This window comes from Klebsiella sp. 2019SCSN059 (assembly GCF_021739525.1).
Taxonomy (GTDB): Bacteria; Pseudomonadota; Gammaproteobacteria; order Enterobacterales; family Enterobacteriaceae; genus Klebsiella; species Klebsiella quasipneumoniae.
Map to the genome: position 1 here is coordinate 23,781 of NZ_JAKKOM010000003.1, position 22,872 is coordinate 46,652.

The 22,872-nt window shown below is 56.8% G+C and carries 21 protein-coding genes and 1 other RNA gene; 13 read left to right on the plus strand and 9 right to left on the minus strand.

All coding sequences use genetic code 11. The annotated features are described in order from the left end of the window. Positions 1-37 precede the first annotated feature (37 nt). The 3 genes from L2I46_RS04680 to L2I46_RS04690 all read right to left on the minus strand — a co-directional run bounded on the left by L2I46_RS04680 (position 38) and on the right by L2I46_RS04690 (position 3,286). Positions 38-1,432, minus strand: a complete 1,395-nt coding sequence (locus L2I46_RS04680; RefSeq protein ID WP_004205171.1) for a sugar porter family MFS transporter — start codon at positions 1,430-1,432, stop codon at positions 38-40. Between the two features lie 381 nt (positions 1,433-1,813). Continuing rightward, positions 1,814-2,968: a methionine adenosyltransferase gene (gene metK / locus L2I46_RS04685; protein WP_004205170.1), complete on the minus strand. Its 1,155-nt coding sequence runs from the start codon at positions 2,966-2,968 to the stop codon at positions 1,814-1,816. Positions 2,969-3,127: 159 nt separating this feature from the next. Next, the gene (locus L2I46_RS04690; RefSeq protein ID WP_032428987.1) at positions 3,128-3,286 is read right to left on the minus strand and encodes a hypothetical protein; all 159 of its coding nucleotides are present in this window, start codon (positions 3,284-3,286) and stop codon (positions 3,128-3,130) included. A gap of 148 nt (positions 3,287-3,434) precedes the next feature. On the opposite strand from L2I46_RS04690, the gene L2I46_RS29705 reads away from it, so the two are divergent. The 4 genes from L2I46_RS29705 (at position 3,435) to speB (ending at position 6,939) form a co-directional block, all read left to right on the plus strand. After that, positions 3,435-3,584 carry a hypothetical protein gene (locus L2I46_RS29705; RefSeq protein ID WP_418272254.1) on the plus strand — a complete coding sequence of 50 codons (150 nt, stop codon included), beginning with the start codon at positions 3,435-3,437 and terminating at the stop codon, positions 3,582-3,584. A gap of 84 nt (positions 3,585-3,668) precedes the next feature. Then, positions 3,669-3,800, plus strand: a complete 132-nt coding sequence (gene yqgB / locus L2I46_RS04695) for an acid stress response protein YqgB (protein ID WP_002916578.1) — start codon at positions 3,669-3,671, stop codon at positions 3,798-3,800. Between the two features lie 8 nt (positions 3,801-3,808). After that, complete coding sequence (gene speA, locus L2I46_RS04700; protein WP_004205167.1) at positions 3,809-5,785, plus strand: biosynthetic arginine decarboxylase; 1,977 nt, start codon at positions 3,809-3,811, stop codon at positions 5,783-5,785. Positions 5,786-6,018: 233 nt separating this feature from the next. Then, positions 6,019-6,939, plus strand: a complete 921-nt coding sequence (gene speB, locus L2I46_RS04705; RefSeq protein WP_004205166.1) for an agmatinase — start codon at positions 6,019-6,021, stop codon at positions 6,937-6,939. 132 nt (positions 6,940-7,071) lie between these two features. Here the strand turns inward: speB and L2I46_RS04710 are convergent, their stop codons facing one another. Further along, positions 7,072-8,340, minus strand: a complete 1,269-nt coding sequence (locus tag L2I46_RS04710; RefSeq protein WP_102002146.1) for an OprD family outer membrane porin — start codon at positions 8,338-8,340, stop codon at positions 7,072-7,074. A 377-nt stretch (positions 8,341-8,717) separates the two neighbouring features. Then, positions 8,718-9,476 carry a M48 family metallopeptidase gene (locus tag L2I46_RS04715; protein WP_017899781.1) on the minus strand — a complete coding sequence of 253 codons (759 nt, stop codon included), beginning with the start codon at positions 9,474-9,476 and terminating at the stop codon, positions 8,718-8,720. A 279-nt stretch (positions 9,477-9,755) separates the two neighbouring features. Between L2I46_RS04715 and tkt the strand changes: the two genes are divergently transcribed. The 7 genes from tkt (at position 9,756) to L2I46_RS04750 (ending at position 18,225) form a co-directional block, all read left to right on the plus strand. Then, positions 9,756-11,747, plus strand: coding sequence for a transketolase (gene tkt, locus L2I46_RS04720; RefSeq protein WP_023290987.1), 1,992 nt, complete (start codon positions 9,756-9,758; stop codon positions 11,745-11,747). A 386-nt stretch (positions 11,748-12,133) separates the two neighbouring features. Continuing rightward, positions 12,134-13,162, plus strand: coding sequence for an erythrose-4-phosphate dehydrogenase (gene epd / locus L2I46_RS04725; protein ID WP_236947579.1), 1,029 nt, complete (start codon positions 12,134-12,136; stop codon positions 13,160-13,162). A gap of 39 nt (positions 13,163-13,201) precedes the next feature. Beyond that, positions 13,202-14,365 (plus strand): phosphoglycerate kinase, encoded by a 1,164-nt coding sequence (gene pgk / locus L2I46_RS04730; protein ID WP_023290986.1) that lies wholly within the window; start codon positions 13,202-13,204, stop codon positions 14,363-14,365. A 97-nt stretch (positions 14,366-14,462) separates the two neighbouring features. Beyond that, a complete protein-coding gene (gene fbaA, locus L2I46_RS04735; protein WP_008806452.1) occupies positions 14,463-15,542 on the plus strand; it encodes a class II fructose-bisphosphate aldolase in 1,080 nt (359 codons plus the stop codon). A gap of 190 nt (positions 15,543-15,732) precedes the next feature. Continuing rightward, a complete protein-coding gene (locus L2I46_RS04740) occupies positions 15,733-16,590 on the plus strand; it encodes a small-conductance mechanosensitive channel MscS (RefSeq protein ID WP_023290985.1) in 858 nt (285 codons plus the stop codon). Between the two features lie 151 nt (positions 16,591-16,741). After that, entirely contained in the window at positions 16,742-17,377 is a 636-nt protein-coding gene (gene argO, locus L2I46_RS04745; protein WP_048335266.1) for an arginine exporter ArgO, read from the plus strand. 89 nt (positions 17,378-17,466) lie between these two features. Then, positions 17,467-18,225, plus strand: coding sequence for an oxidative stress defense protein (locus L2I46_RS04750; protein WP_023290983.1), 759 nt, complete (start codon positions 17,467-17,469; stop codon positions 18,223-18,225). A gap of 54 nt (positions 18,226-18,279) precedes the next feature. Here the strand turns inward: L2I46_RS04750 and argP are convergent, their stop codons facing one another. Then, the gene (argP, locus tag L2I46_RS04755) at positions 18,280-19,173 is read right to left on the minus strand and encodes a DNA-binding transcriptional regulator ArgP (protein ID WP_002916497.1); all 894 of its coding nucleotides are present in this window, start codon (positions 19,171-19,173) and stop codon (positions 18,280-18,282) included. Positions 19,174-19,340: 167 nt separating this feature from the next. Here argP and rpiA point away from each other — a divergent pair, with 167 nt between their 5' ends. Next, positions 19,341-20,000, plus strand: a complete 660-nt coding sequence (rpiA, locus tag L2I46_RS04760) for a ribose-5-phosphate isomerase RpiA (protein WP_002916495.1) — start codon at positions 19,341-19,343, stop codon at positions 19,998-20,000. A 269-nt stretch (positions 20,001-20,269) separates the two neighbouring features. Then, entirely contained in the window at positions 20,270-21,502 is a 1,233-nt protein-coding gene (serA, locus tag L2I46_RS04765; RefSeq protein ID WP_236947580.1) for a phosphoglycerate dehydrogenase, read from the plus strand. 83 nt (positions 21,503-21,585) lie between these two features. Here the strand turns inward: serA and L2I46_RS04770 are convergent, their stop codons facing one another. The 3 genes from L2I46_RS04770 to zapA form a co-directional block, all read right to left on the minus strand. After that, positions 21,586-22,182 carry a 5-formyltetrahydrofolate cyclo-ligase gene (locus L2I46_RS04770; RefSeq protein ID WP_072413555.1) on the minus strand — a complete coding sequence of 199 codons (597 nt, stop codon included), beginning with the start codon at positions 22,180-22,182 and terminating at the stop codon, positions 21,586-21,588. A gap of 99 nt (positions 22,183-22,281) precedes the next feature. Continuing rightward, a non-coding RNA gene (gene ssrS / locus L2I46_RS04775) (6S RNA) lies at positions 22,282-22,465 on the minus strand. 41 nt (positions 22,466-22,506) lie between these two features. Continuing rightward, positions 22,507-22,836 carry a cell division protein ZapA gene (zapA, locus tag L2I46_RS04780; protein ID WP_004205298.1) on the minus strand — a complete coding sequence of 110 codons (330 nt, stop codon included), beginning with the start codon at positions 22,834-22,836 and terminating at the stop codon, positions 22,507-22,509. Between the last annotated feature and the right edge of the window lie 36 nt (positions 22,837-22,872).

Here is a 22,872-nt window from a genome sequence, read left to right on the forward strand (position 1 = left end):
GAAGCTTCCTCCCGCGAGGGGAGGAAGCTCAGGCGGGTTAATCGCGGGCGCCGATCTCGCGCAGCGGACGACCCTGCATCAGGTTGCGTTCGATATGTTCCAGCGAGACGTTTTTGGTTTCCGGGATCAGCCACAGCGTCAGCAGGATAAACAGCACGTTCAGACCGCCGTACACCCAGAAGGTGTTGGCGCTGCCCAGCGAATTGAGCATGGTCAGGAAGGTGGCCCCGACAATCATGTTGGCAATCCAGTTGGTCGCCGTGGAGCAGGTGATACCGAAGTCGCGGCCTTTCAGCGGCTGGATTTCGGAACACAGTACCCAAATCAGCGGGCCGGCGCTCATGGCGAAACCGACGATAAACATCAGCAGCATCAGGACGGCGATGTACTGGGCGGTTGAGGAGTGAATGCCGATGTGCATCATGCTGCCCAGCACGCCCATCCCCGCGGCCATGACGATAAAGCCAAGGATCAGCGTCGGTTTACGGCCCCAGCGGTCGACCAGACCGATGGCGATAAAGGTAGCCAGCACGTTAGTCAGGCCGACGATCACCGTCCCCCACATCTGCTCGGTGGTGTTGGCATAGCCCGCCAGCTCAAAGATCTTCGGCGCGTAGTACATGATGACGTTCATCCCGGTGAACTGCTGCATCACCTGCAGCAGAATGCCGAGGAACACCGCGCGGCGGAAGTTGCTGTTGTCTTTAAACAGCGACCAGCCGGACTGTTTTACCTTCAGGCTTTCGCGGATCTCGTCGAGTTCGCGTTTCGCTTCGGCGCTGGTATCGCGCAGGCGCAGCAGCACGCGCTCGGCATCGACAAAGCGACGTTTAGCGGCGAACCAGCGCGGGCTGTCCGGCAGGAAGATAACGCCGATCAGCAGCAATACCGCCGGAATAATGATTACGCCGAGCATCCAGCGCCATGCGCCGCTGTAGCTGAAAGCGGTGTCGGAGAGGTAGGCGCCAAGAATACCGATGGTGATCATCAGCTGGTACATGGAAATCATACTGCCGCGAATTTTCTCCGGAGCGATTTCCGACAGATACAGCGGCGCGGTGTAGGAGGCGACGCCCACCGCCAGGCCCAGCAGCACGCGGGAAACCAGCAGGATCTCGACGTTTGGCGCGGCGGCGGAGAACAGAGAGCCGGCGACGAAGAGGATGGCGCCGATCATCAGGCTCTTTTTACGGCCCAGTTTGAAGGAGAGCCAGCCGCTGCCGACCGCACCGACGGCGGCGCCGAACATCATGGAGCTGACCACCCACTCCTGAGTGTGAGCGGAAATCTGGAACTCATTGGCAATAAAGGGTAACGCACCCGCAATAACACCGATATCAAGGCCGAACAGCAGGCCAGCCAGCGCGGCGAGGAAACAGACGAAGAACGTCATGGTCTTGTTTGAACGCCCTTGTTTTTTGTTGTCAGGCATAACGCCCTCCAGTTGAGTTATTGATTCTGTCGATGGTTAGCGTAGGACACTCGTCGGTAAAAAAACGTGATTATAGTCACGGCTGTGTAATCGTTTCCACAAAGGTAAAGAAACGTAATTCATTAAATGCTTTTTAAATCAGCAATATAAATAAGGATAGACGACAATTTTAAAAACGGTAATCAGAGTTAACCGAAACAATATGTAACATTGTGAAAAATGCACGCATGAGAAGGCGCTTGCAGGCAGCAATCGACCATTGTCATGATGTAATCGCTTTCATTGCATCGCCGCGGTTCGCTGAAGCAGGGCATGGGAGGGTGGGTAACGGACATAAAAAGGCCAGCGCGAGGCTGGCCTTGAAGAGTGGAAGCGGGGAGATTATTTCAGACCAGCCGCTTCGCGCAGCAGGGCCGCTTTGTCGGTTTTTTCCCATGGGAAATGTTCGCGACCAAAGTGACCGTAGGCAGCGGTTTCTTTGTAGATCGGGTGCAGCAGATCCAGCATCTGAATCAGGCCGTACGGACGCAGGTCGAAGAACTCGCGCACCAGCAGGGTCAGCTGTTCAGAAGGCACTTTTTCTGTACCAAAGGTTTCCACCATGATGGAAGTCGGCTCTGCAACGCCGATGGCGTAGGAAACCTGAATTTCGCAACGGTCAGCCAGGCCTGCGGCAACGATGTTTTTCGCCACATAGCGCGCCGCATAGGCTGCGGAACGGTCAACTTTAGATGGATCCTTACCGGAGAAGGCGCCGCCGCCGTGACGAGCCATGCCGCCGTAGGTATCGACGATGATCTTACGACCGGTCAGACCGCAGTCGCCCATCGGGCCGCCGATAACGAAACGGCCGGTTGGGTTGATGAAGAATTTAGTGGACGCGCTCAGCCATTCGGTTGGCAGAATCGGTTTGATGATCTCTTCCATCACCGCTTCCTGCAGCGATTTCTGGTCGATATCTTCCGCGTGCTGCGTGGACAGCACCACCGCGTCGATGCCGACGATTTTGCCGTCGTCATACTGGAAGGTCACCTGGCTTTTCGCATCCGGACGCAGCCACGGCAGGGTGCCGTTTTTACGTACTTCAGCCTGGCGCTGCACCAGACGGTGAGCGTAGGTCACCGGCGCCGGCATCAGCACGTCGGTTTCGTTGGTGGCGTAGCCAAACATCAGCCCCTGGTCGCCTGCGCCCTGTTCCAGCGGATCGGCACGGTCAACGCCCTGGTTGATGTCCGGAGACTGTTTACCAATGGCGCTCAGTACGGCACACGAGTTGGCGTCAAAGCCCATATCGGAATGCACGTAGCCAATTTCGCGGACGGTGTTGCGGGTGATCTCTTCGATGTCAACCCATGCGCTGGTGGTGATTTCGCCGCCTACCAGCACCATGCCAGTTTTGACATAGGTTTCACATGCGACACGCGCTTTCGGATCCTGCTCGAGGATCGCATCCAGCACGGCATCAGAGATTTGGTCAGCAATTTTGTCAGGATGCCCTTCTGATACGGACTCAGACGTAAAAAGGTGTTTTGCCATATTTTATTTCACCTGTGGACGATTCGGATAGCTCATACTGTTGTGTAATGTGGCTTTGGTGGATAATCAGCGCAAAGCCGCGCAGGTAGCGACACGAGCAGTCTGAGTGTTAATCAGTATAGACGGATTAACTTCTGGACGGCTATTTTAGGTCAAATCTTAAGCCCATTTCCAGCCTTTTTTGATGGCGGTCGCATTTATCGGAAAACTCGCCTGGCAAATTTTCCTGACAACCGCGCAAACCTGCACATTTTTATTTTGCTTTTTACCCCGCTTCTCGGTATAAAACGCCGCGCGCGGCTCATTAAAAAAGCGCACGGGGATCTCCCCGTGGTGCCACTTCCAGCCGGGTTAAGCAGTCTGTATTTACAGAATCTCGCAACGGCATAGCGCCTGTTGCCCGGTATGTATAGCTTTGGCTTGTCGCCGACCCTGACCCAGGGCGGTGTGGAGGTGATACCAGATAATGAACCAACGTTTTTCGCTTGATTCGTCGCGTCGTTCTGTCGCGCGTCAGCACTCCGCAACCTGCATCTCTCTCATGCAAACCAGCCGATGTTCACCCCATCTCGGCGCTTCTCAGGATTCCAGGGCCGGTCGGTCGTCAGAAAACTGAACAAGGGCGCTCTTGCCTGGCAAGAGTTTTCTCGTGGTTTCTCCGGACTGTCATACTCTGTTCGGCTACGTGTTTTACGATGATATGAATAAGAAACCGGTCGCGCAGTCGCAAAACCAGCAGATAGTGCTGGGCTTTAGGACTGTTCATGGGTTGTTATCGCATCTTTGGACTGCGATAGTAGTTAACTGTCTTACACTTATTATTAAAAATTGAGGTTCGCTATGTCTGACGACATGTCTATGGTTTCGCCTTCGTCAGCAGGCGAACACGGTGTACTACGTTCCATGCAGGAGGTAGCGATGAGCTCCCAGGAAGCCAGCAAGATGCTGCGTACTTATAATATTGCCTGGTGGGGCAATAACTATTATGACGTCAACGAACTGGGCCACATCAGCGTTTGCCCGGATCCGGACGTCCCGGAAGCGCGCGTTGACCTCGCTGAATTAGTCAAAGCGCGCGAAGCGCAAGGGCAACGCTTGCCGGCGCTGTTCTGCTTCCCGCAGATCCTGCAGCACCGCCTGCGCTCAATCAACGCCGCATTCAAGCGCGCGCGCGAATCCTACGGCTATAACGGCGATTACTTCCTGGTCTACCCGATCAAGGTGAACCAGCATCGTCGCGTCATCGAATCGTTGATCCATTCCGGCGAGCCGCTGGGTCTGGAAGCCGGTTCGAAAGCAGAACTGATGGCCGTGCTGGCGCACGCCGGGATGACCCGCAGCGTCATCGTCTGTAACGGCTATAAAGACCGCGAATACATCCGCCTGGCGCTGGTGGGCGAGAAGATGGGCCACAAGGTCTATCTGGTCATCGAGAAGATGTCGGAGATCGCCATCGTGCTGGAAGAGGCCGAGCGCCTGAACGTGGTGCCGCGCCTTGGCGTGCGCGCGCGTCTGGCCTCGCAGGGGTCCGGTAAATGGCAGTCTTCCGGCGGCGAGAAGTCCAAGTTCGGCCTCGCGGCGACCCAGGTTCTGCAACTGGTGGAGATCCTGCGTGCCGCAGGACACCTCGACAGCCTGCAGCTGCTGCACTTCCACCTCGGCTCGCAAATGGCTAACATTCGCGATATCGCCACCGGCGTGCGTGAATCGGCGCGTTTCTACGTCGAGTTGCATAAGCTGGGCGTCAATATCCAGTGCTTCGACGTCGGCGGCGGCCTGGGCGTGGATTACGAAGGCACCCGCTCGCAGTCTGACTGCTCGGTGAACTACGGCCTGAACGAATACGCTAACAATATCATTTGGGCCATCGGCGACGCCTGCGAAGAGAACGGCCTGCCGCACCCGACGGTGATCACCGAGTCCGGCCGCGCGGTGACCGCGCACCACACCGTGCTGGTTTCCAACATCATCGGCGTGGAGCGCAACGAATACACCGAGGCGACCCCGCCGGCGGAAGACGCCGCGCGCCCGCTACAGAGCATGTGGGAAACCTGGCTGGAGATGCACGAAACCGGCAATCGCCGCTCGCTGCGCGAATGGCTGCACGACAGCCAGATGGACCTGCACGATATCCATATCGGCTACTCCTCCGGCACTTTCAACCTGCAGGAGCGCGCCTGGGCAGAACAGCTGTATCTGAACATGTGTCATGAAGTGCAGAAGCAACTCGACCCGAGCAACCGCGCCCATCGCCCGATTATTGATGAGCTGCAGGAGCGCATGGCGGATAAAATCTACGTCAACTTCTCGCTGTTCCAGTCGATGCCGGATGCGTGGGGGATCGATCAGCTGTTCCCGGTGATGCCGCTGGAAGGGCTGAACAAGTCGCCTGAGCGCCGCGCGGTGCTGCTGGACATCACCTGCGACTCGGATGGCGCCATCGATCACTACGTGGACGGCGACGGGATCGCCACCACCATGCCGATGCCGGAATATGACCCGGAGAACCCGCCGATGCTGGGCTTCTTTATGGTCGGCGCCTATCAGGAAATCCTTGGCAACATGCACAACCTGTTCGGCGATACCGAGGCGGTAGACGTGTTCGTCTTCCCTGACGGTAGCGTTGAGGTTGAGCTGTCCGACGAGGGCGATACCGTGGCGGATATGCTGCAGTACGTGCAGCTGGATCCCAATACGCTGCTGACCCAGTTCCGCGATCAGGTGAAAAACACCGGCCTGGACGACGCGCTGCAGCAGCAGTTCCTCGAAGAGTTCGAGGCGGGTCTGTACGGGTACACTTATCTGGAAGACGAGTAACCGCTGATGCCCGGTGGCGCTGCGCTTACCGGGCCTGCGTATGTCGGCCGCCTAAGGCGAAGCCGTCATCCGGCAGAAGGCGATACTCACTTGAACCCGTATGCATTACCGGCGATAATTCACGCCAATAAGCGATTTATCTATCAAACCCTTCCTCGTCGGGCCTAACGACGCGGAGGGGTTTTTTTATACTTATTTTTTACGTTCCACGACTGTGAAAAGAGGTCATATCCATGAGCACTTTAGGTCATCAATACGATAACTCCCTGGTATCCAATGCCTTTGGCTTCCTGCGTCTGCCGATGAATTTCATGCCCTACGACAGCGATGCTGACTGGGTGATCACCGGCGTCCCGTTCGATATGGCGACCTCCGGGCGCGCGGGCGGCCGTCATGGCCCGGCGGCGATCCGTCAGGTTTCCACCAATCTCGCCTGGGAGCACAACCGTTTTCCGTGGAACTTCGACATGCGCGAACGCCTGAACGTGGTTGACTGCGGGGATCTGGTGTACGCCTTCGGCGACGCGCGCGAAATGAGCGAGAAGCTGCAGGCCCACGCCGAGAAGCTGCTGGCGGCCGGCAAGCGCATGCTCTCCTTTGGCGGCGACCACTTCGTTACGCTGCCGCTGCTGCGCGCCCACGCCAAGCACTTCGGTAAAATGGCGCTGGTGCACTTCGATGCCCACACCGACACTTACGCCAACGGCTGCGAGTTCGACCACGGCACCATGTTCTACACCGCGCCGAACGAAGGGCTCATCGATCCGAACCACTCCGTACAGATCGGTATTCGCACCGAATTCGATAAAGATAACGGTTTCACCGTGCTTGATGCGGGCCAGGTTAACGACCGCAGCGTCGATGACGTGATTGCCCAGGTGAAGCAGATCGTTGGCGATATGCCGGTGTACCTGACCTTTGATATCGACTGCCTGGATCCGGCGTTTGCGCCAGGAACCGGTACCCCGGTTATCGGTGGGCTCACCTCTGACCGCGCGATCAAGCTGGTGCGCGGTCTGAAGGATCTGAACATCGTCGGGATGGACGTGGTGGAGGTCGCCCCGGCCTACGATCAGTCCGAAATCACCGCCCTGGCGGCGGCGACCCTCGCGCTGGAGATGCTGTACATCCAGGCGGCGAAGAAGGGCGAATAACCCGAGGTCACCCCAACCCTCTCCCTTCCGGGGAGAGGGTACCGCACGGCACAGGGGGTTAATCAAGGCGCCGGACGGTTGCTCCTGCGGGCCGGGAGAGGGCCGACCCGCAGGAGAGGGTTCATCAGGTGCTTAAAACACGTTAAATGGATATTCGACGTAGAACCGCACTTCATTACCGCTGACGTTATAGTCGCTGGCGTTGCTGGAAACCCGCAGTACCGAATAGCGAAGCCTGAATTTCAAATCTTTCGCCGCCCCGTTTTGCACCTGGTATTGAACCTGGTTGAACCATTCATGTTCTTTGCCGTTGCTGGTCTCTGACGTTTTAATGTTATCCCCGCGCACGTAGGCGGTGGTCCAGGTCAGCCCCGGTAGCCCCAGCCCGGCAAAATCCAGTCCATACGATGCCTGCCAGGAGCGTTCATCTTCCCCGTTAAAATCAGACCAGTAGGAGTTGGCCAGCCAGATGGTGTTCCCGCCATCGCCGACGCCGCCCTGGCTCTGGTAGCCGCCGTAGTGGTAGCCGGTGCTGCCGCTGCTTTGCTGGTAAGCGACCTTAAAGGTATGGATATCCCAGATGTAGCTGGCGGCCAGGCTCCAGATACTGTTGCTGCGTCCGGTGTCATTGGCATCGGCATATTGCTGATCCAGGCGTGAGTGATAGCCGTTGAAGTCGAGAACCAGCTGTTGGTTGGCGGCGAACGGCTGCTGATAGTTCAGGCCGAGATACTGTTTGTTCAGCACATCTTCGACATGCGACGCGTACAGCGCGCCGCTGAGCTGGTCGTTGAACCGGTAGCTGGCGCCGCCGAAGGACAGGCTTTTCAGACCGCTGTTATGGCTGTCGTCGCTTTTACGCTGCTGATCGGTCAGGTAGCCGGCGTTAATTTCCAGACCGTCGATTTCGCGTGAGGTCAGCATGGTGCCGGTATAGCTCTCGTAGAGCAGGCGCGAGTCGTCGGCGTAGACAATAGGCAACATCGGGCGCTGACTGCCGTAGCTGAGCACGGTATTCGAAAAGCGCATTTTGCCGGTGGCGCCGAATTTCGCGAGGTCGGATTTTGCCCGGCCGTCGTCATCCTGGGCGAAAAAGTCGATCCCGCCCGCGCCGCTGCGGCCGCGGCCGCCGTCGAGGCGCACGGCGTACTGGGCGATGCCGTCCACGCCGAAGCCGACCGGTCCCTCGGTAAAGCCGGATTCGAAGGTGGCGATAATTCCCTGGCCCCATTCGGCTTTATCCGGCAGCCCATCGCGATAATCGCGTTTGATATACGCGTTACGTAAAAAGAGATCCAGATGGCTGTCTTCAATAAAGCCCTGGCTGGTAGATTGTTGGCTGGCGAAAGCCGGCGCGGCGGCAATAATGCCAAGTGCGATGAATGATAATTCTTTTTTCACTGAGGGCACTTCTCTGTCTGTCGATATATTCAAGGGAATCACTGCAATCGCGATATTCTCCTGAAATAATGTCAAAAGCAATCATTGTGTGAGCAATGGTATCGGCAGGAAACAAGCGGTGTGGCCCACGCCGGCCAGGTTTGGCGAAGAGGGGTGGACTATTTAATATTTGGTCTAACCCGGCTCTGAAAGGCGGATTGTGTACGCCGTTTTTCATTTGCCAAATAATATTTTGCTGAGTGACAGCATATAAAATAATTGGCTGCGACGAGGTGAAATAATAATTAACGGTTTGTGCGCTTAAGTTATCAATTGATGCGGCTAAATATTTTTACTGGCAGATATAAAAGGGAGGCAGTCATGCCTCCCGCTGGCGATTATTTAATCCCGTCGGCCTTCATGCGATCGCGAATATGCTGGGCGCGCGCTTCTGAGGCCGGGTGATCGTCAAACATCGAGCTCTGACGGCCGGCTTCCAGCTTGGCCAGTTTCTCGAAGCTGGTGGCCAGTCCCGACGGATTGATGCCGCGCTTACGCAGCAGGTCGTAAGAGTAGTCATCCGCTTCCGATTCCTGGCGCTGGGAGAACTGCGAGTTCACCAGTTTTTCACCCAGATCGCCGAGCTGCGACTGGGACAAGCTGCCGACGATGCCGCCGGCGGAGGCCGCTGCCGCGCGCACGGCGTTGGTGCCCAGGGCGACTTGCATGCCTTTCTTCACATGGCCCAGCGCGACGTGGCCCATTTCATGGCCGATCACCGCCTCGACTTCATTATCGTTCATCAGATCCATCAGCCCGCTGTAAACGCGGATGCAGCCGTTAGCCATGGCGAAGGCGTTGACATCCTTGGTCTCATAGACCTTGTAGTTCACGGGCTGACCATTGATGTTATCGCCCAGCGCGGCCGCGATTTTGTTCAGCCGCTGGCTGTATTCACTGCTGGCTGGGGCGATTTTCGCTTTGGCGTCCATCTCTTTACAGGCCTGGTCGCTTAAGGTTTTCACCTGCGCGTCGCTGAGGGAGTATGCCTGGAAGGCTTCGGCCCCTGAGCTGAGCAGACCGTTGGAGTCCATGTTCTGACATCCGGTGAGCGTTGCTGCGATCCCAAGAGCAAGTACGGTTGAGCGAATTTTCATTTTTTATCTTCCACAATCTTATGGTTGTTTATCCGACAATACGGCGACGGCAGGGAACCGTATTCTGCGTAAATTATAAAGAGTATCGCAGGATGCGGGCGAGCGGATTCCGGCGTAGCACAACCTGTTCCAGAGATTTCTTAAAGGGCAAAAGGATGCTCCATGTACATGACTTGTCGCTTGGGTTACATTGTTCACACTTTTTTCCGGCGTAGCCCAAAACGCGCTCTCGTCAAGTCGTTAAGGGCATGGCCTTCAACAGTCCGAACTGGAGTCAAAATGTCCTCACGTAAAGAGCTTGCTAACGCTATTCGTGCGCTGAGCATGGACGCTGTACAGAAAGCCAAATCCGGCCACCCGGGTGCCCCGATGGGTATGGCTGACATTGCCGAAGTGCTGTGGCGTGATTTCCTGAACCATAACCCGAACAATCCGGCCTGGGCTGACCGTGACCGTTTTGTACTGTCCAATGGCCATGGTTCGATGCTGATTTACAGCCTGCTGCACCTCACTGGCTACGATCTGCCGATTGAAGAGCTGAAAAACTTCCGCCAGCTGCACTCCAAAACGCCGGGCCACCCGGAAGTCGGCTACACCGCGGGCGTGGAAACCACCACCGGTCCGCTGGGCCAGGGTATCGCTAACGCGGTCGGGATGGCTATCGCCGAGAAAACCCTGGCGGCGCAGTTCAACCGTCCGGGCCACGACATCGTCGACCACTACACCTACGCCTTCATGGGCGACGGCTGCATGATGGAAGGCATTTCTCACGAAGTGTGCTCCCTGGCCGGTACCCTGAAGCTGGGCAAACTGGTGGCCTTCTATGATGACAACGGCATCTCCATCGACGGCCACGTTGAAGGCTGGTTCACCGACGATACCGCCAAACGCTTTGAAGCCTACGGCTGGCACGTGGTGCGCGGCGTTGACGGTCACGACGCTGACGCCATCAAACGCGCAGTAGAAGAAGCGCGCGCGGTCACCGACAAACCGTCCCTGCTGATGTGCAAAACCATCATCGGCTTCGGTTCGCCGAACAAAGCCGGTACCCACGACTCCCACGGCGCGCCGCTGGGCGACGCCGAAATCGCCCTGACCCGCGAAGCGCTGGGCTGGAACCACGCGCCGTTTGACATCCCGTCTGACATCTATGCGCAGTGGGATGCCAAAGAAGCCGGTCAGGCGAAAGAAGCGGCATGGAATGAGAAGTTCGCTGCCTACGCCAAAGCCTTCCCGCAGGAAGCAGCCGAATTCACCCGTCGTATGAAAGGCGAGATGCCGTCTGACTTCGACGCGAAAGCCAACGAGTTCATCGCGAAGCTGCAGGCCAACCCGGCGAAAATCGCCAGCCGTAAAGCCTCTCAGAACGCCATCGAAGCTTTCGGTCCGCTGCTGCCGGAATTCCTCGGCGGTTCCGCTGACCTGGCGCCGTCCAACCTGACCCTGTGGTCTGGTTCTAAGCCGATCAACGAAGACACCGCGGGTAACTACATTCACTACGGCGTGCGTGAGTTCGGTATGACCGCTATCGCCAATGGTATCGCGCTGCACGGCGGCTTCCTGCCGTACACCTCCACCTTCCTGATGTTCGTGGAATACGCGCGTAATGCGGTACGTATGGCCGCGCTGATGAAACAGCGTCAGGTGATGGTCTACACCCACGACTCCATCGGTCTGGGCGAAGATGGCCCGACTCACCAGCCGGTAGAGCAGGTGGCTTCTCTGCGCGTAACGCCGAACATGTCCACCTGGCGTCCGTGTGACCAGGTTGAATCCGCGATTGCATGGAAATATGGCGTCGAGCGTCAGGACGGCCCGACAGCGCTGATCCTCTCCCGCCAGAACCTGGCGCAGCAGGAGCGTACCGAAGAGCAGCTGGCGAACGTGGCCCGCGGCGGTTACGTGCTGAAAGATTGCGCCGGCCAGCCGGAGCTGATCTTCATCGCCACCGGTTCCGAAGTGGAGCTGGCGGTGGCCGCGTGGGACAAACTGACCGCCGAAGGCGTGAAGGCGCGCGTGGTCTCCATGCCGTCCACCGACGCGTTCGACAAGCAGGATGCGGCCTACCGTGAATCCGTACTGCCGAAAGCCGTGACCGCGCGCGTTGCCGTGGAAGCGGGTATTGCTGATTACTGGTTCAAATACGTTGGCCTGAACGGGGCGATCGTTGGCATGACCACCTTCGGTGAGTCTGCGCCAGCTGAGCAGCTGTTCGAAGAGTTCGGCTTCACCGTCGACAACGTGGTCGCTAAAGCGAAAGCGCTGCTGTAATTGCGGTTACGGTGCGGGCTGATGCCCTCACCCCAACCCTCTCCCACAGGAGAGGGGGCAAACGCCAAAAAACGGTAACCCCTGGGTTACCGTTTTGCTTTTACCTCGCCACCCGGCTTTTTTGTATCTGCTATTCCTGAACCATGTAATACGGTTGTAAATTATTCCAGCGAAAATGTGATGTGAGTCATATAGCTGGTTTATTGCGCTGGACAAACATTCCTTTTATTCCTCGTTTGGCTTATTCTAGCTGAAGCGTTTCAGTCGTTTAAATGTTCGACAATTAATCAATCAGTCGCAGTTTGCAGCTGGTAAGGTTTCCCTCAGAGCGTAGCTGGATTACTCTGTCAGCCACCTCATAACAGGGACAGCCTTGCAGGAGATCTATGACCATTCGCATCGCGATTAATGGCTTCGGTCGTATTGGACGCAACGTGGTTCGTGCGCTATATGAATCCGGGCGCCGTGCGGAAGTCACCGTGGTGGCTATCAATGAGCTGGCGGATGCTGCGGGCATCGCGCATTTGTTGAAATATGACACCAGCCATGGCCGTTTCGCCTGGGATGTTCGTCAGGAGCGCGAGCAGCTGTTTGTTGGCGATGATGCCATCCGTCTGCTGCACGAGCCGACCATTGCGGCGCTGCCCTGGCGCGAGCTGGCGGTAGACGTGGTGCTCGACTGCACCGGCGTTTACGGGAGCCGTGAACACGGTGAGGCGCACCTGCAGTCTGGGGCGAAGAAAGTGCTCTTCTCGCATCCCGGCGGCAACGACCTCGACGCGACGGTGGTGTACGGCGTCAATCAGGATGAACTCCGCGCCGAGCATCGCATTGTCTCCAACGCCTCCTGCACCACCAACTGCATTATTCCGATCATTAAACTGTTAGATGATGCCTATGGCATCGAGTCCGGCACCGTCACCACCATTCACTCGGCGATGCATGACCAGCAGGTGATTGACGCCTACCATCCGGATCTCCGGCGTACCCGCGCGGCCAGCCAGTCGATCATTCCGGTGGATACCAAACTGGCGGCAGGGATCACCCGTATTTTCCCGCAGTTTAATGACCGTTTTGAAGCGATTGCCGTGCGGGTGCCGACGATAAACGTGACGGCAATTGACCTGAGCGTGACGGTCAAAAAACCGGTAAAAGCATGTGAAGTCAACCAGTTGCTGCAAAAAGCAGCACAAGGTGCATTTCATGGTATAGTTGACTATACGGAATTACCGTTGGTCTCAACAGATTTTAACCACGATCCGCACAGCGCCATCGTCGATGGCACGCAAACCCGGGTCAGTGGCGCGCATCTGATCAAAACGCTGGTCTGGTGCGATAACGAATGGGGCTTTGCTAACCGAATGCTCGACACGACGTTAGCGATGGCGGCTATTGGTTTCAGGTTCGACGCGTAAACGTCGACAAAACTTTATGAATCAACGAGAGGATTCACCATGTCTGTAATTAAGATGACCGATCTGGATCTGGCTGGTAAACGCGTTTTTATCCGTGCGGATCTGAACGTACCAGTTAAAGACGGGAAAGTAACCAGCGACGCACGTATCCGTGCCTCTCTGCCGACCATTGAACTGGCGCTGAAGCAGGGCGCGAAAGTCATGGTTACTTCTCACCTGGGTCGTCCGACCGAAGGCGAGTACAACGAAGAATTCTCTCTGCTGCCGGTTGTTAATTACCTGAAAGACAAACTGTCCAGCCCGGTACGTCTGGTTAAAGACTACCTGGACGGCGTGGAAGTCGCTGCCGGCGAGCTGGTGGTGCTGGAAAACGTTCGCTTCAACAAAGGCGAGAAAAAAGACGACGAAGCGCTGTCCAAAAAATACGCCGCGCTGTGCGACGTGTTCGTAATGGACGCTTTCGGTACCGCGCACCGCGCGCAGGCTTCCACCCACGGTATCGGCAAATTTGCTGACGTGGCGTGCGCAGGCCCGCTGCTGGCCGCTGAACTGGACGCGCTGGGTAAAGCGCTGAAAGAGCCGGCTCGTCCGATGGTCGCTATCGTCGGTGGTTCTAAAGTATCCACCAAACTGACCGTGCTGGATTCCCTGTCTAAAATCGCTGACCAGCTGATCGTCGGCGGCGGTATCGCCAACACCTTCGTTGCCGCTCAGGGCCACAACGTCGGTAAATCCCTGTACGAAGCGGATCTGGTTGATGAAGCCAAGCGCCTGCTGAGCACCTGCGATATCCCGGTTCCGACTGACGTTCGCGTCGCGACCGAGTTTTCCGAAACCGCAACGGCGACTCTGAAATCTGTTAACGACATTAAAGATGACGAGCAGATTCTGGACCTCGGCGACGTTTCCGCACAGAAACTGGCTGACATCCTGAAAAACGCCAAAACCATCCTGTGGAACGGCCCGGTTGGCGTATTCGAATTCCCGAACTTCCGTAAAGGGACTGAAATCGTGGCTAACGCTATCGCGGACAGCGAAGGTTTCTCCATCGCCGGCGGCGGCGACACCCTGGCAGCGATCGACCTGTTCGGCATCGCTGACAAAATTTCCTACATCTCCACTGGCGGCGGCGCGTTCCTTGAATTCGTCGAAGGCAAAGTCCTGCCGGCAGTAGCGATGCTCGAAGAGCGCGCTAAGCAGTAATTCAGTTCAGGCGGGGAAACCCGCCTGTTTTTCAGCGCGCTTAAGGGCTCGCGAACCTTCTTCAACGGTCGAAGATACAGATACAGGACTAAGTAACATGTCTAAAATTTTTGATTTCGTAAAACCGGGCGTCATCACTGGCGACGACGTTCAGAAAGTGTTCCAGGTAGCGAAAGAAAACAACTTTGCACTGCCGGCGGTAAACTGCGTAGGTACTGACTCCATCAACGCCGTTCTGGAAGCTGCTGCGAAAGTTCGCTCTCCGGTTATCGTTCAGTTCTCTAACGGCGGCGCGGCGTTCATCGCAGGTAAAGGCGTGAAAACTGACGTTCCTCAGGGTGCTGCTATCCTCGGCGCTATCTCTGGCGCGCACCACGTGCACCAGATGGCTGAGCACTACGGCGTGCCGGTTATCCTGCACACTGACCACTGCGCGAAGAAACTGCTGCCGTGGATCGACGGCCTGCTGGACGCGGGTGAAAAACACTTCGCCGCTACCGGCAAACCGCTGTTCTCTTCTCACATGATCGACCTGTCTGAAGAGTCTCTGCACGAAAACATCGAAATCTGCTCTAAATACCTGGCGCGCATGGCCAAAATGGACATGACCCTGGAAATCGAACTGGGTTGCACCGGTGGCGAAGAAGACGGCGTGGACAACAGCCACATGGACGCTTCCGCCCTGTACACCCAGCCGGAAGACGTGGATTACGCGTACACCGAGCTGAGCAAAATCAGCCCGCGCTTCACCATCGCCGCTTCCTTCGGTAACGTACACGGCGTGTACAAACCGGGTAACGTCGTTCTGACCCCGACTATCCTGCGCGACTCTCAGGAATATGTTTCCAAGAAACACAACCTGCCGCACAACAGCCTGAACTTCGTCTTCCACGGCGGTTCCGGTTCTTCCGCTCAGGAAATCAAAGACTCCGTTAGCTACGGCGTAGTGAAAATGAACATCGATACCGACACCCAATGGGCAACCTGGGACGGTATCCTGCAGTACTACAAAACTAACGAAGCTTACCTGCAGGGCCAGCTGGGCAACCCGAAAGGCGAAGACCAGCCGAACAAGAAATACTACGATCCGCGCGTATGGCTGCGTGCTGCACAGACTTCCATGGTGACTCGTCTGGAGCAGGCATTTAAAGAGCTGAACGCGATCGACGTTCTGTAAGAAAAATCTGTTTCTTACCCTGAAGCCCGCAGCAATGCGGGCTTTTTTATTAGCTTAACAACAGGATAGCGCGGCAGAAAACTGTGATCCATTTGGCAAAACGTGCACTTATTGTTTACCCTATAACCTGACTGCCCTGTCGCAGGCTGAGTTATTTACTTCCCCCTGGGGGATTCATAAGGAATGTTAAATGGAAGATTTGAACGTTGTCGATAGCATCAACCACGCCGGGACGTGGCTGGCACGCAACCAGGAGCTGCTGCTGAGCTATGCCGTCAACATCGTCGCGGCTATCGCTATCCTGATCGTCGGGATGATCGTGGCGCGCGTCGTCTCTAACACCGTCAACCGCCTGATGCTGGCGCGTAAAATTGACGCCACCGTTGCCGATTTCCTCTCCGCGCTGGTGCGCTATGCGGTTATCGCCTTTACGCTGATTGCCGCCCTGGGCCGCGTGGGCGTGCAGACCGCCTCGGTCATTGCGGTGCTGGGCGCCGCGGGTTTAGCCGTCGGTCTGGCGCTGCAGGGGTCACTGTCTAACCTCGCGGCTGGCGTACTGCTGGTGATGTTCCGCCCGTTCCGCGCCGGTGAATATGTCGATCTCGGCGGCATTGCGGGTACCGTACAGAATGTGCAGATTTTCTCCACGACCCTGCGTACCGTCGATGGCAAAATCGTGGTGGTGCCGAACGGCAAAATTATCGCCGGCAACATCATTAACTTCTCCCGCGAACCGGCGCGCCGCAATGAGTTTATTATCGGCGTCTCTTACGATGCCGATATCGACAAGGTGAAGCAGCTCCTGACCTCGATTATCGAATCTGACGATCGTATTCTGCGCGATCGGGAAATGACGGTGCGCCTGAACGAACTCGGCGCCTCGTCGGTGAACTTCGTGGTGCGCGTGTGGAGCAAAAGCAGCGATCTGCAAAACGTCTACTGGGATATCCTCGAGCGCATCAAGCGTGAATTTGACGCAAATGGCATCAGCTTCCCTTATCCGCAGATGGATGTTCATGTGGTGCGCCTGCCGGAAAAAGCCGAGTAAACCACTACTCAGTGACTCAGGCCGGCCATGCCGGCCTTTTTTAATGGCTCATTATTAGCTTCGCTTATTAATGATTAATACTTTCAATTTCCGCTAATAATTTATTCGCGTTATAGTCAGCGCCACTCTCGAAGACAGCGGAAAAATCCTCATGTTTACCTATTACTTTCAGGGCCTTGCCCTGGGAGCGGCAATGATTTTGCCGCTTGGCCCACAAAATGCTTTCGTGATGAACCAGGGCATCCGTCGTCAGTATCACCTGATGATTGCCTTGCTGTGCGCCGTCAGCGACTTGCTGCTGATCTGCGCCGGCATTTTTGGCGGCAGCGCGCTGCTGATGCAGTCCCCCTGGCTACTGGCGCTCGTGACCTGGGGCGGCGTGGCCTTTTTACTGTGGTACGGCTTTGGCGCGCTGAAGACGGCGTTCAGTCCGAATCTTGAGCTCGCCAGCGCCGAGGCGATGCAGCAGGGGCGCTGGAAAATCATTATCACTATGCTGGCGGTCACCTGGCTGAATCCGCACGTTTATCTGGATACGTTTGTGGTGCTGGGCAGCCTGGGAGGCCAGCTGGCGATGGAGCCGAAGCGCTGGTTTGCGCTGGGAACCATTAGCGCCTCTTTCCTGTGGTTCTTTGGTCTGGCGCTGTTGGCCGCCTGGCTGGCGCCGCGGCTGCGTACCGCCAGAGCCCAGCGGATCATCAACATTGTGGTCGGCGCCGTCATGTGGTTTATTGCGTTTCAGCTGGCAAAAGAGGGCGTCGTCCATATCCAGGCGTTGCTCAACTAAGCGTTGTCCGATGGACTTTCCTGCTGTACGCGCTAAGCTTGCTGGCATGCGTCCCGTAAGGGCGATTTAAGTAACATGGAGAAACGACAGTGAAGTTAAAAGTCTTAGCCCTGGCGGCAACACTCGGATTTAGCACGATGGCGGCACAGGCAAGCGAATTGCCGGACGGTCCGCACATTGTGACTTCAGGCACAGCAAGCGTTGCTGCGGTTCCGGATATCGCTACCCTGGCGATCGAAGTGAACGTGGCGGCAAAAGATGCCGCATCGGCAAAAAAACAGGCTGACGATCGCGTTGCGCAATACCTCTCTTTCCTCGAAAAGAGCGGCATTGCGAAAAAAGACATCAACTCGGCGAATCTGCGTACCCAACCTGATTACGACTATCAGAACGGGAAAAGCATTCTGAAAGGCTATCGCGCGGTGCGCACCGTCGAAGTGACCTTGCGCCAGCTGGATAAACTCAACGGTCTGCTGGATGGCGCCCTGAAAGCCGGTCTGAACGAAATTCGCTCCGTCTCGCTGGGCGTTGCGCAACCGGACGCCTACAAAGATAAAGCGCGTAAAGCGGCGATCGACGACGCCGTGCACCAGGCGCAGGAGCTGGCCGCAGGTTTCCACAGCAAGCTGGGGCCGGTGTACAGCGTGCGCTACCATGTCTCTAATTATCAGCCGAGCCCGATGGTTCGCATGATGAAGGCCGCTGACGCTGCGCCGGTTTCCGCCCAGGAAACCTACGAGCAGGCGACTATCCAGTTTGACGACCAGGTCGACGTCGTGTTTGAACTGCAGCCGGCGCAGGCCGCGGCACCGGCGAAACCGGCTGAAGCGCCGAAACCGGCCCAGTAAGCGAGAGAAACAAAAAAGCCACTTCAGCGAAGTGGCTTTTTTTATGCCCGCAGTTTAATCCTGACGCAGCACCTTGTGACCGTAGTCGATGAGCGCATCGGTCACCCGCCGCATCATACGGCTTTCCGGGGCAAAGCGGTGCCAGTAGAGCATACGGCGCTGAAACAGGCCGGGAGTGAGATCGATAAGCTCGCCGCTGTTGAGCTCTTTTTCGATCTGCAGATGCGGGATCATACAGCAGGTAGTGCCCTGGCGCGCCAGCTGGACGAAGGCTTCCGACGAGTTGACGATATGGCAGGGGACGCTGCCCGGCGGCAGGTCGAAGTTTTGCTGCAGAAAGGCCTGATGCATATCGTCCAGATGGTCGAAGGCGACGACCGGGGCTTTCAGCAGCGCCGAACGCGTTACGCCGTTCGGGAAGTAGCGTTGCGCAAACTCTTTTGAGGCGACAAACAGGTAATCGAGCGCGCCGAGCTGATCCACCAGGCAGCTTGGCAGCGCCTGCGGCTGGATACTTACCGCGCCGACCACTTCGCCACGGCGCAGGCGCTCCTGGGTGCGGGTTTCATCTTCCACCTGCAGGTTGAGACGAATAGGGGAGTCCGACAGCACATTAGCCAGCGCCGGCAGCAGCCAGGTCGCCAGACTGTCGGCGTTCACCGCCAGCGACAGCAACAGCGGCGTGGAGCCAGTCTGCTCGTCGCCCAGCCACTCCTCTTCCAGCAGTTCAACCTGGCGCAACAGAGCCAGCAATTTTTGTCCTTGCTCGGTTGGGCGCGGCGGCACGGTACGTACCAGCAGCGGCTGGCCGAACATATTTTCCAGCTGCTTAATTCGCTGTGAGACGGCGGACTGGGTAATACATAGCTTCTGCGCGGCGCGCTCAAATCCTCGTTCTCTAATCACCGCGTCCAGCGCTTGTAGTGTCCTGTAGTCCGGTCGTTTCATTATTCTGGCGTGCCCCCATAACTAATCGTTATCTCGCACTATGACATAAATTTTTATTTGATACAGACGAAATTGGTCTGCTCTGTTGTGTGATCTGCATCGCAGGGACATTTCCACTGTCGATGTTCTATAATGCGCCACAGGCATTCACATCTCGGACCATGATTATGACGCAGGATGAACTGAAAAAAGCGGTAGGTTGGGCAGCGCTGCAATACGTACAGCCAGGGACCATTGTGGGCGTTGGCACCGGCTCGACGGCGGCCCATTTTATTGACGCGCTGGGCACCATGAAAGGGCAGATCGAAGGGGCGGTCTCCAGCTCCGATGCCTCCACCGAGAAGCTGAAAAGCCTCGGGATCACCGTCTTCGATCTCAACAGCGTCGATCGCCTGGGGATCTACGTTGACGGCGCGGATGAGATCAACGGTCACATGCAGATGATCAAAGGCGGCGGCGCGGCGCTGACCCGTGAGAAGATCATCGCTTCGGTGGCCGATAAATTTATCTGCATCGCCGATGCCTCCAAGCAGGTCGATATTCTGGGCAAATTCCCGCTGCCGGTTGAAGTCATTCCGATGGCGCGCAGCGCCGTTGCACGCCAGCTGGTCAAGCTGGGCGGTCGTCCGGAATACCGTCAGGGCGTGGTGACCGATAACGGCAACGTGATCCTTGACGTGCACGGCCTGGAAATTCTCGATGCTATCGCGCTGGAAAACGCGATTAACGGCATTCCTGGCGTCGTGACCGTAGGGCTGTTCGCCAATCGCGGCGCCGACGTGGCGCTGATCGGCACCGCTGACGGTGTGAAAACCATCGTAAAATAGTCTGTCCGCAGGGAGCCAACCGGCTCCCTCGCAAATATTTTTTCACCTGGTGCAATTTAGTGACTTCTGTCACATTTGTGCAACCATTCTGATTAACGCGCTACCGTTCATTATCTTTCTGGTGTTTTGTCCTGCCATTTCCTTCTGAATGACATTTCTTCAGGACGGCGACGCAAACGTTCATATTGCCGCGATAGTTTTTTTTGATATGTTGCTGAGACGAACTTTCGTTCAGCACGACATCAGTTAAGACAAAACAGGACGGGGAAATGGCTAAGGTATCACTGGAAAAAGACAAGATTAAATTTCTGCTGGTTGAAGGTGTGCATCAAAAGGCAATCGATAGCCTTCGCGCGGCAGGTTACACCAACATTGAATTTCATAAAGGCGCGCTGGATTCCGAACAGCTGAAAGCGTCGATCCGTGATGCCCATTTCATCGGCCTGCGTTCCCGTACCCATCTGACTGAAGAGATTTTCGCCGCGGCGGAAAAACTGGTTGCCGTCGGCTGCTTCTGCATCGGTACCAACCAGGTGGATCTGAACGCCGCCGCGAAGCGCGGTATTCCGGTGTTTAACGCGCCATTCTCCAATACCCGTTCGGTGGCCGAGCTGGTGATCGGTGAGCTGCTGCTGCTGCTGCGCGGCGTGCCGGAAGCCAACGCCAAGGCGCATCGCGGCGTATGGAATAAGCTGGCGGTGGGGAGCTTTGAAGCGCGCGGCAAGAAACTGGGGATTATCGGTTACGGCCACATCGGCACCCAGCTCGGCATTCTGGCGGAATCGCTGGGGATGCATGTCTTCTTCTATGATATTGAAAACAAACTGCCGCTCGGCAACGCCACTCAGGTACAGCATCTCTCCGACCTGCTGAACATGAGCGACGTGGTCAGCCTGCACGTGCCGGAAAACGCCTCCACCAAAAATATGATGGGCGCGGAAGAGCTGGCGCTGATGAAGCCGGGCGCGCTGCTGATCAACGCCTCCCGCGGTACCGTGGTGGATATTCCGGCGCTATGCGATGCGCTGGCGAGTAAGCATCTGGCCGGGGCGGCAATCGACGTCTTCCCGACCGAACCCGCGACCAACAGCGACCCCTTCACTTCGCCGCTGTGCGAATTTGATAACGTGATCCTCACTCCGCATATCGGTGGCTCCACTCAGGAAGCGCAGGAGAACATCGGTCTGGAAGTGGCCGGCAAGCTGGCGAAATACTCTGACAACGGGTCAACCCTGTCGGCGGTTAACTTCCCGGAAGTTTCTCTGCCGCTGCACGGCGGACGCCGTCTGCTGCACATCCATGAGAACCGGCCGGGCGTCCTGACCGCCATCAACCAGATCTTCGCCGCGCAGAGCATCAACATTGCCGCCCAGTATCTGCAAACGTCGCCGGAGATGGGCTACGTGGTTATTGATATCGAAGCGGAAGAAGACGTTGCCCAGCAGGCGCTGCAGGCAATGAAAGCGATCCCGGGAACTATCCGCGCCCGTCTGCTGTTCTAACCATTTTTGCCTCTCGGGCAGGTCGCGTACCTGCCCGTTTTTTTGTTAATACTTTCCAGGCTGAATTTCTCGTCCCCGCGTACCTACCAACACCAGGTTTTGCCCGGGGTGATCACCGCCGGCAGCGGGATATCCCACTCTTCGCTCGGCAGGGTGTCCACCTGCTGGCAGTCGTGCGCGTAGCCCACCGGCTGCAGGCGATACTGCTGCCAGTTTTGCAGCGTCCGGTCGTAAAAACCGCCACCCATCCCCAGCCGTTGGCCGCCGGCATCGAAGGCCACCAGCGGGGTGACCAGCACATCGAGTTCAGCGAGCGGCAGCACGTCGCGCACGTCGAGCTTCGGTTCGCGGATCTTCAGGCGATTCACTATCAGTTCGCTCTGCGGATGGTAATGTAAAAACAGCAGGTTACCGGGGCTAAACGGATGCAGCACCGGGAGATAGACTCGCTTACCGGCCCGCCAGAGCTGGTCGATCAGCGGTTGGGTGTCCAGCTCGCCGTCAAAGGAGAGAAACAGCGCCACGGTGTGGGCGAGAACCACCGGCGGCCAGGCCATCATCCGCTCTGCGGCCTGCAGGGCAAACTGCCGCTGTTGCTCAGGGCTGAGCGCGCGTCGACGCTCGCGGATCTGCTGGCGAATGTGCTGGCGGGAGAGCAGGGTATCGGGCTGTAGAGTCATGCAGGTCTCATGGCGAGCAGGCGAAACAATAGAAAACAGTGTAATACAGTGCGGCATCAGCCGAAAACAGGCGTGGGGAAATAATGCGAGGTAAGGAAGGGAATCTCCGAGATGCCGCCGCAGGCTGTAACCCTTGAACCCTTGGTTCAAGGTGAATGTGTCGTCACAGTTTTAAGGCTTCTCGGACGGACCGAGCATGCTCACCAACCGTGGAGCGCCACATTCTTGTGGTATGAAATATCGGCTCAGGGGACTGGCCCGCTTGCAAACATCTCAGAGAAATTTTGTTCCTGGAGTTACTCTAACACAGTTAACTGCAAAGTGTTATTCAAACTTCGACCCTGGTCTTTCGCTTATGCGACCTTGCTCAAGCAATGCTTGCTCGATGGTCTGCTGAAGCATGCGAATGCGCTGCTCCATACTGGAAGCGTAGTCGCGGGTCTTCGCTTTTTCCTGAGTCAACTCATAGCTGATGTTCAACGCGGCGATGAAGACCAGCTGCTCAGTATTTGTGACTCTAGTGCGTTCTTTTAAATCTTGCAACCGCTGATTAAGGTCTTCAGCTGCCTGATTCAGGGCATCCCTTTGTTCAGGCGGGCAATTCACTCGCAGTGAACGGCCGAAAATTTGGAGATCTACGGGTTGTGCAGACATGCCACCTTCCTGCTGATTGACTGCGCTGCCTTCACA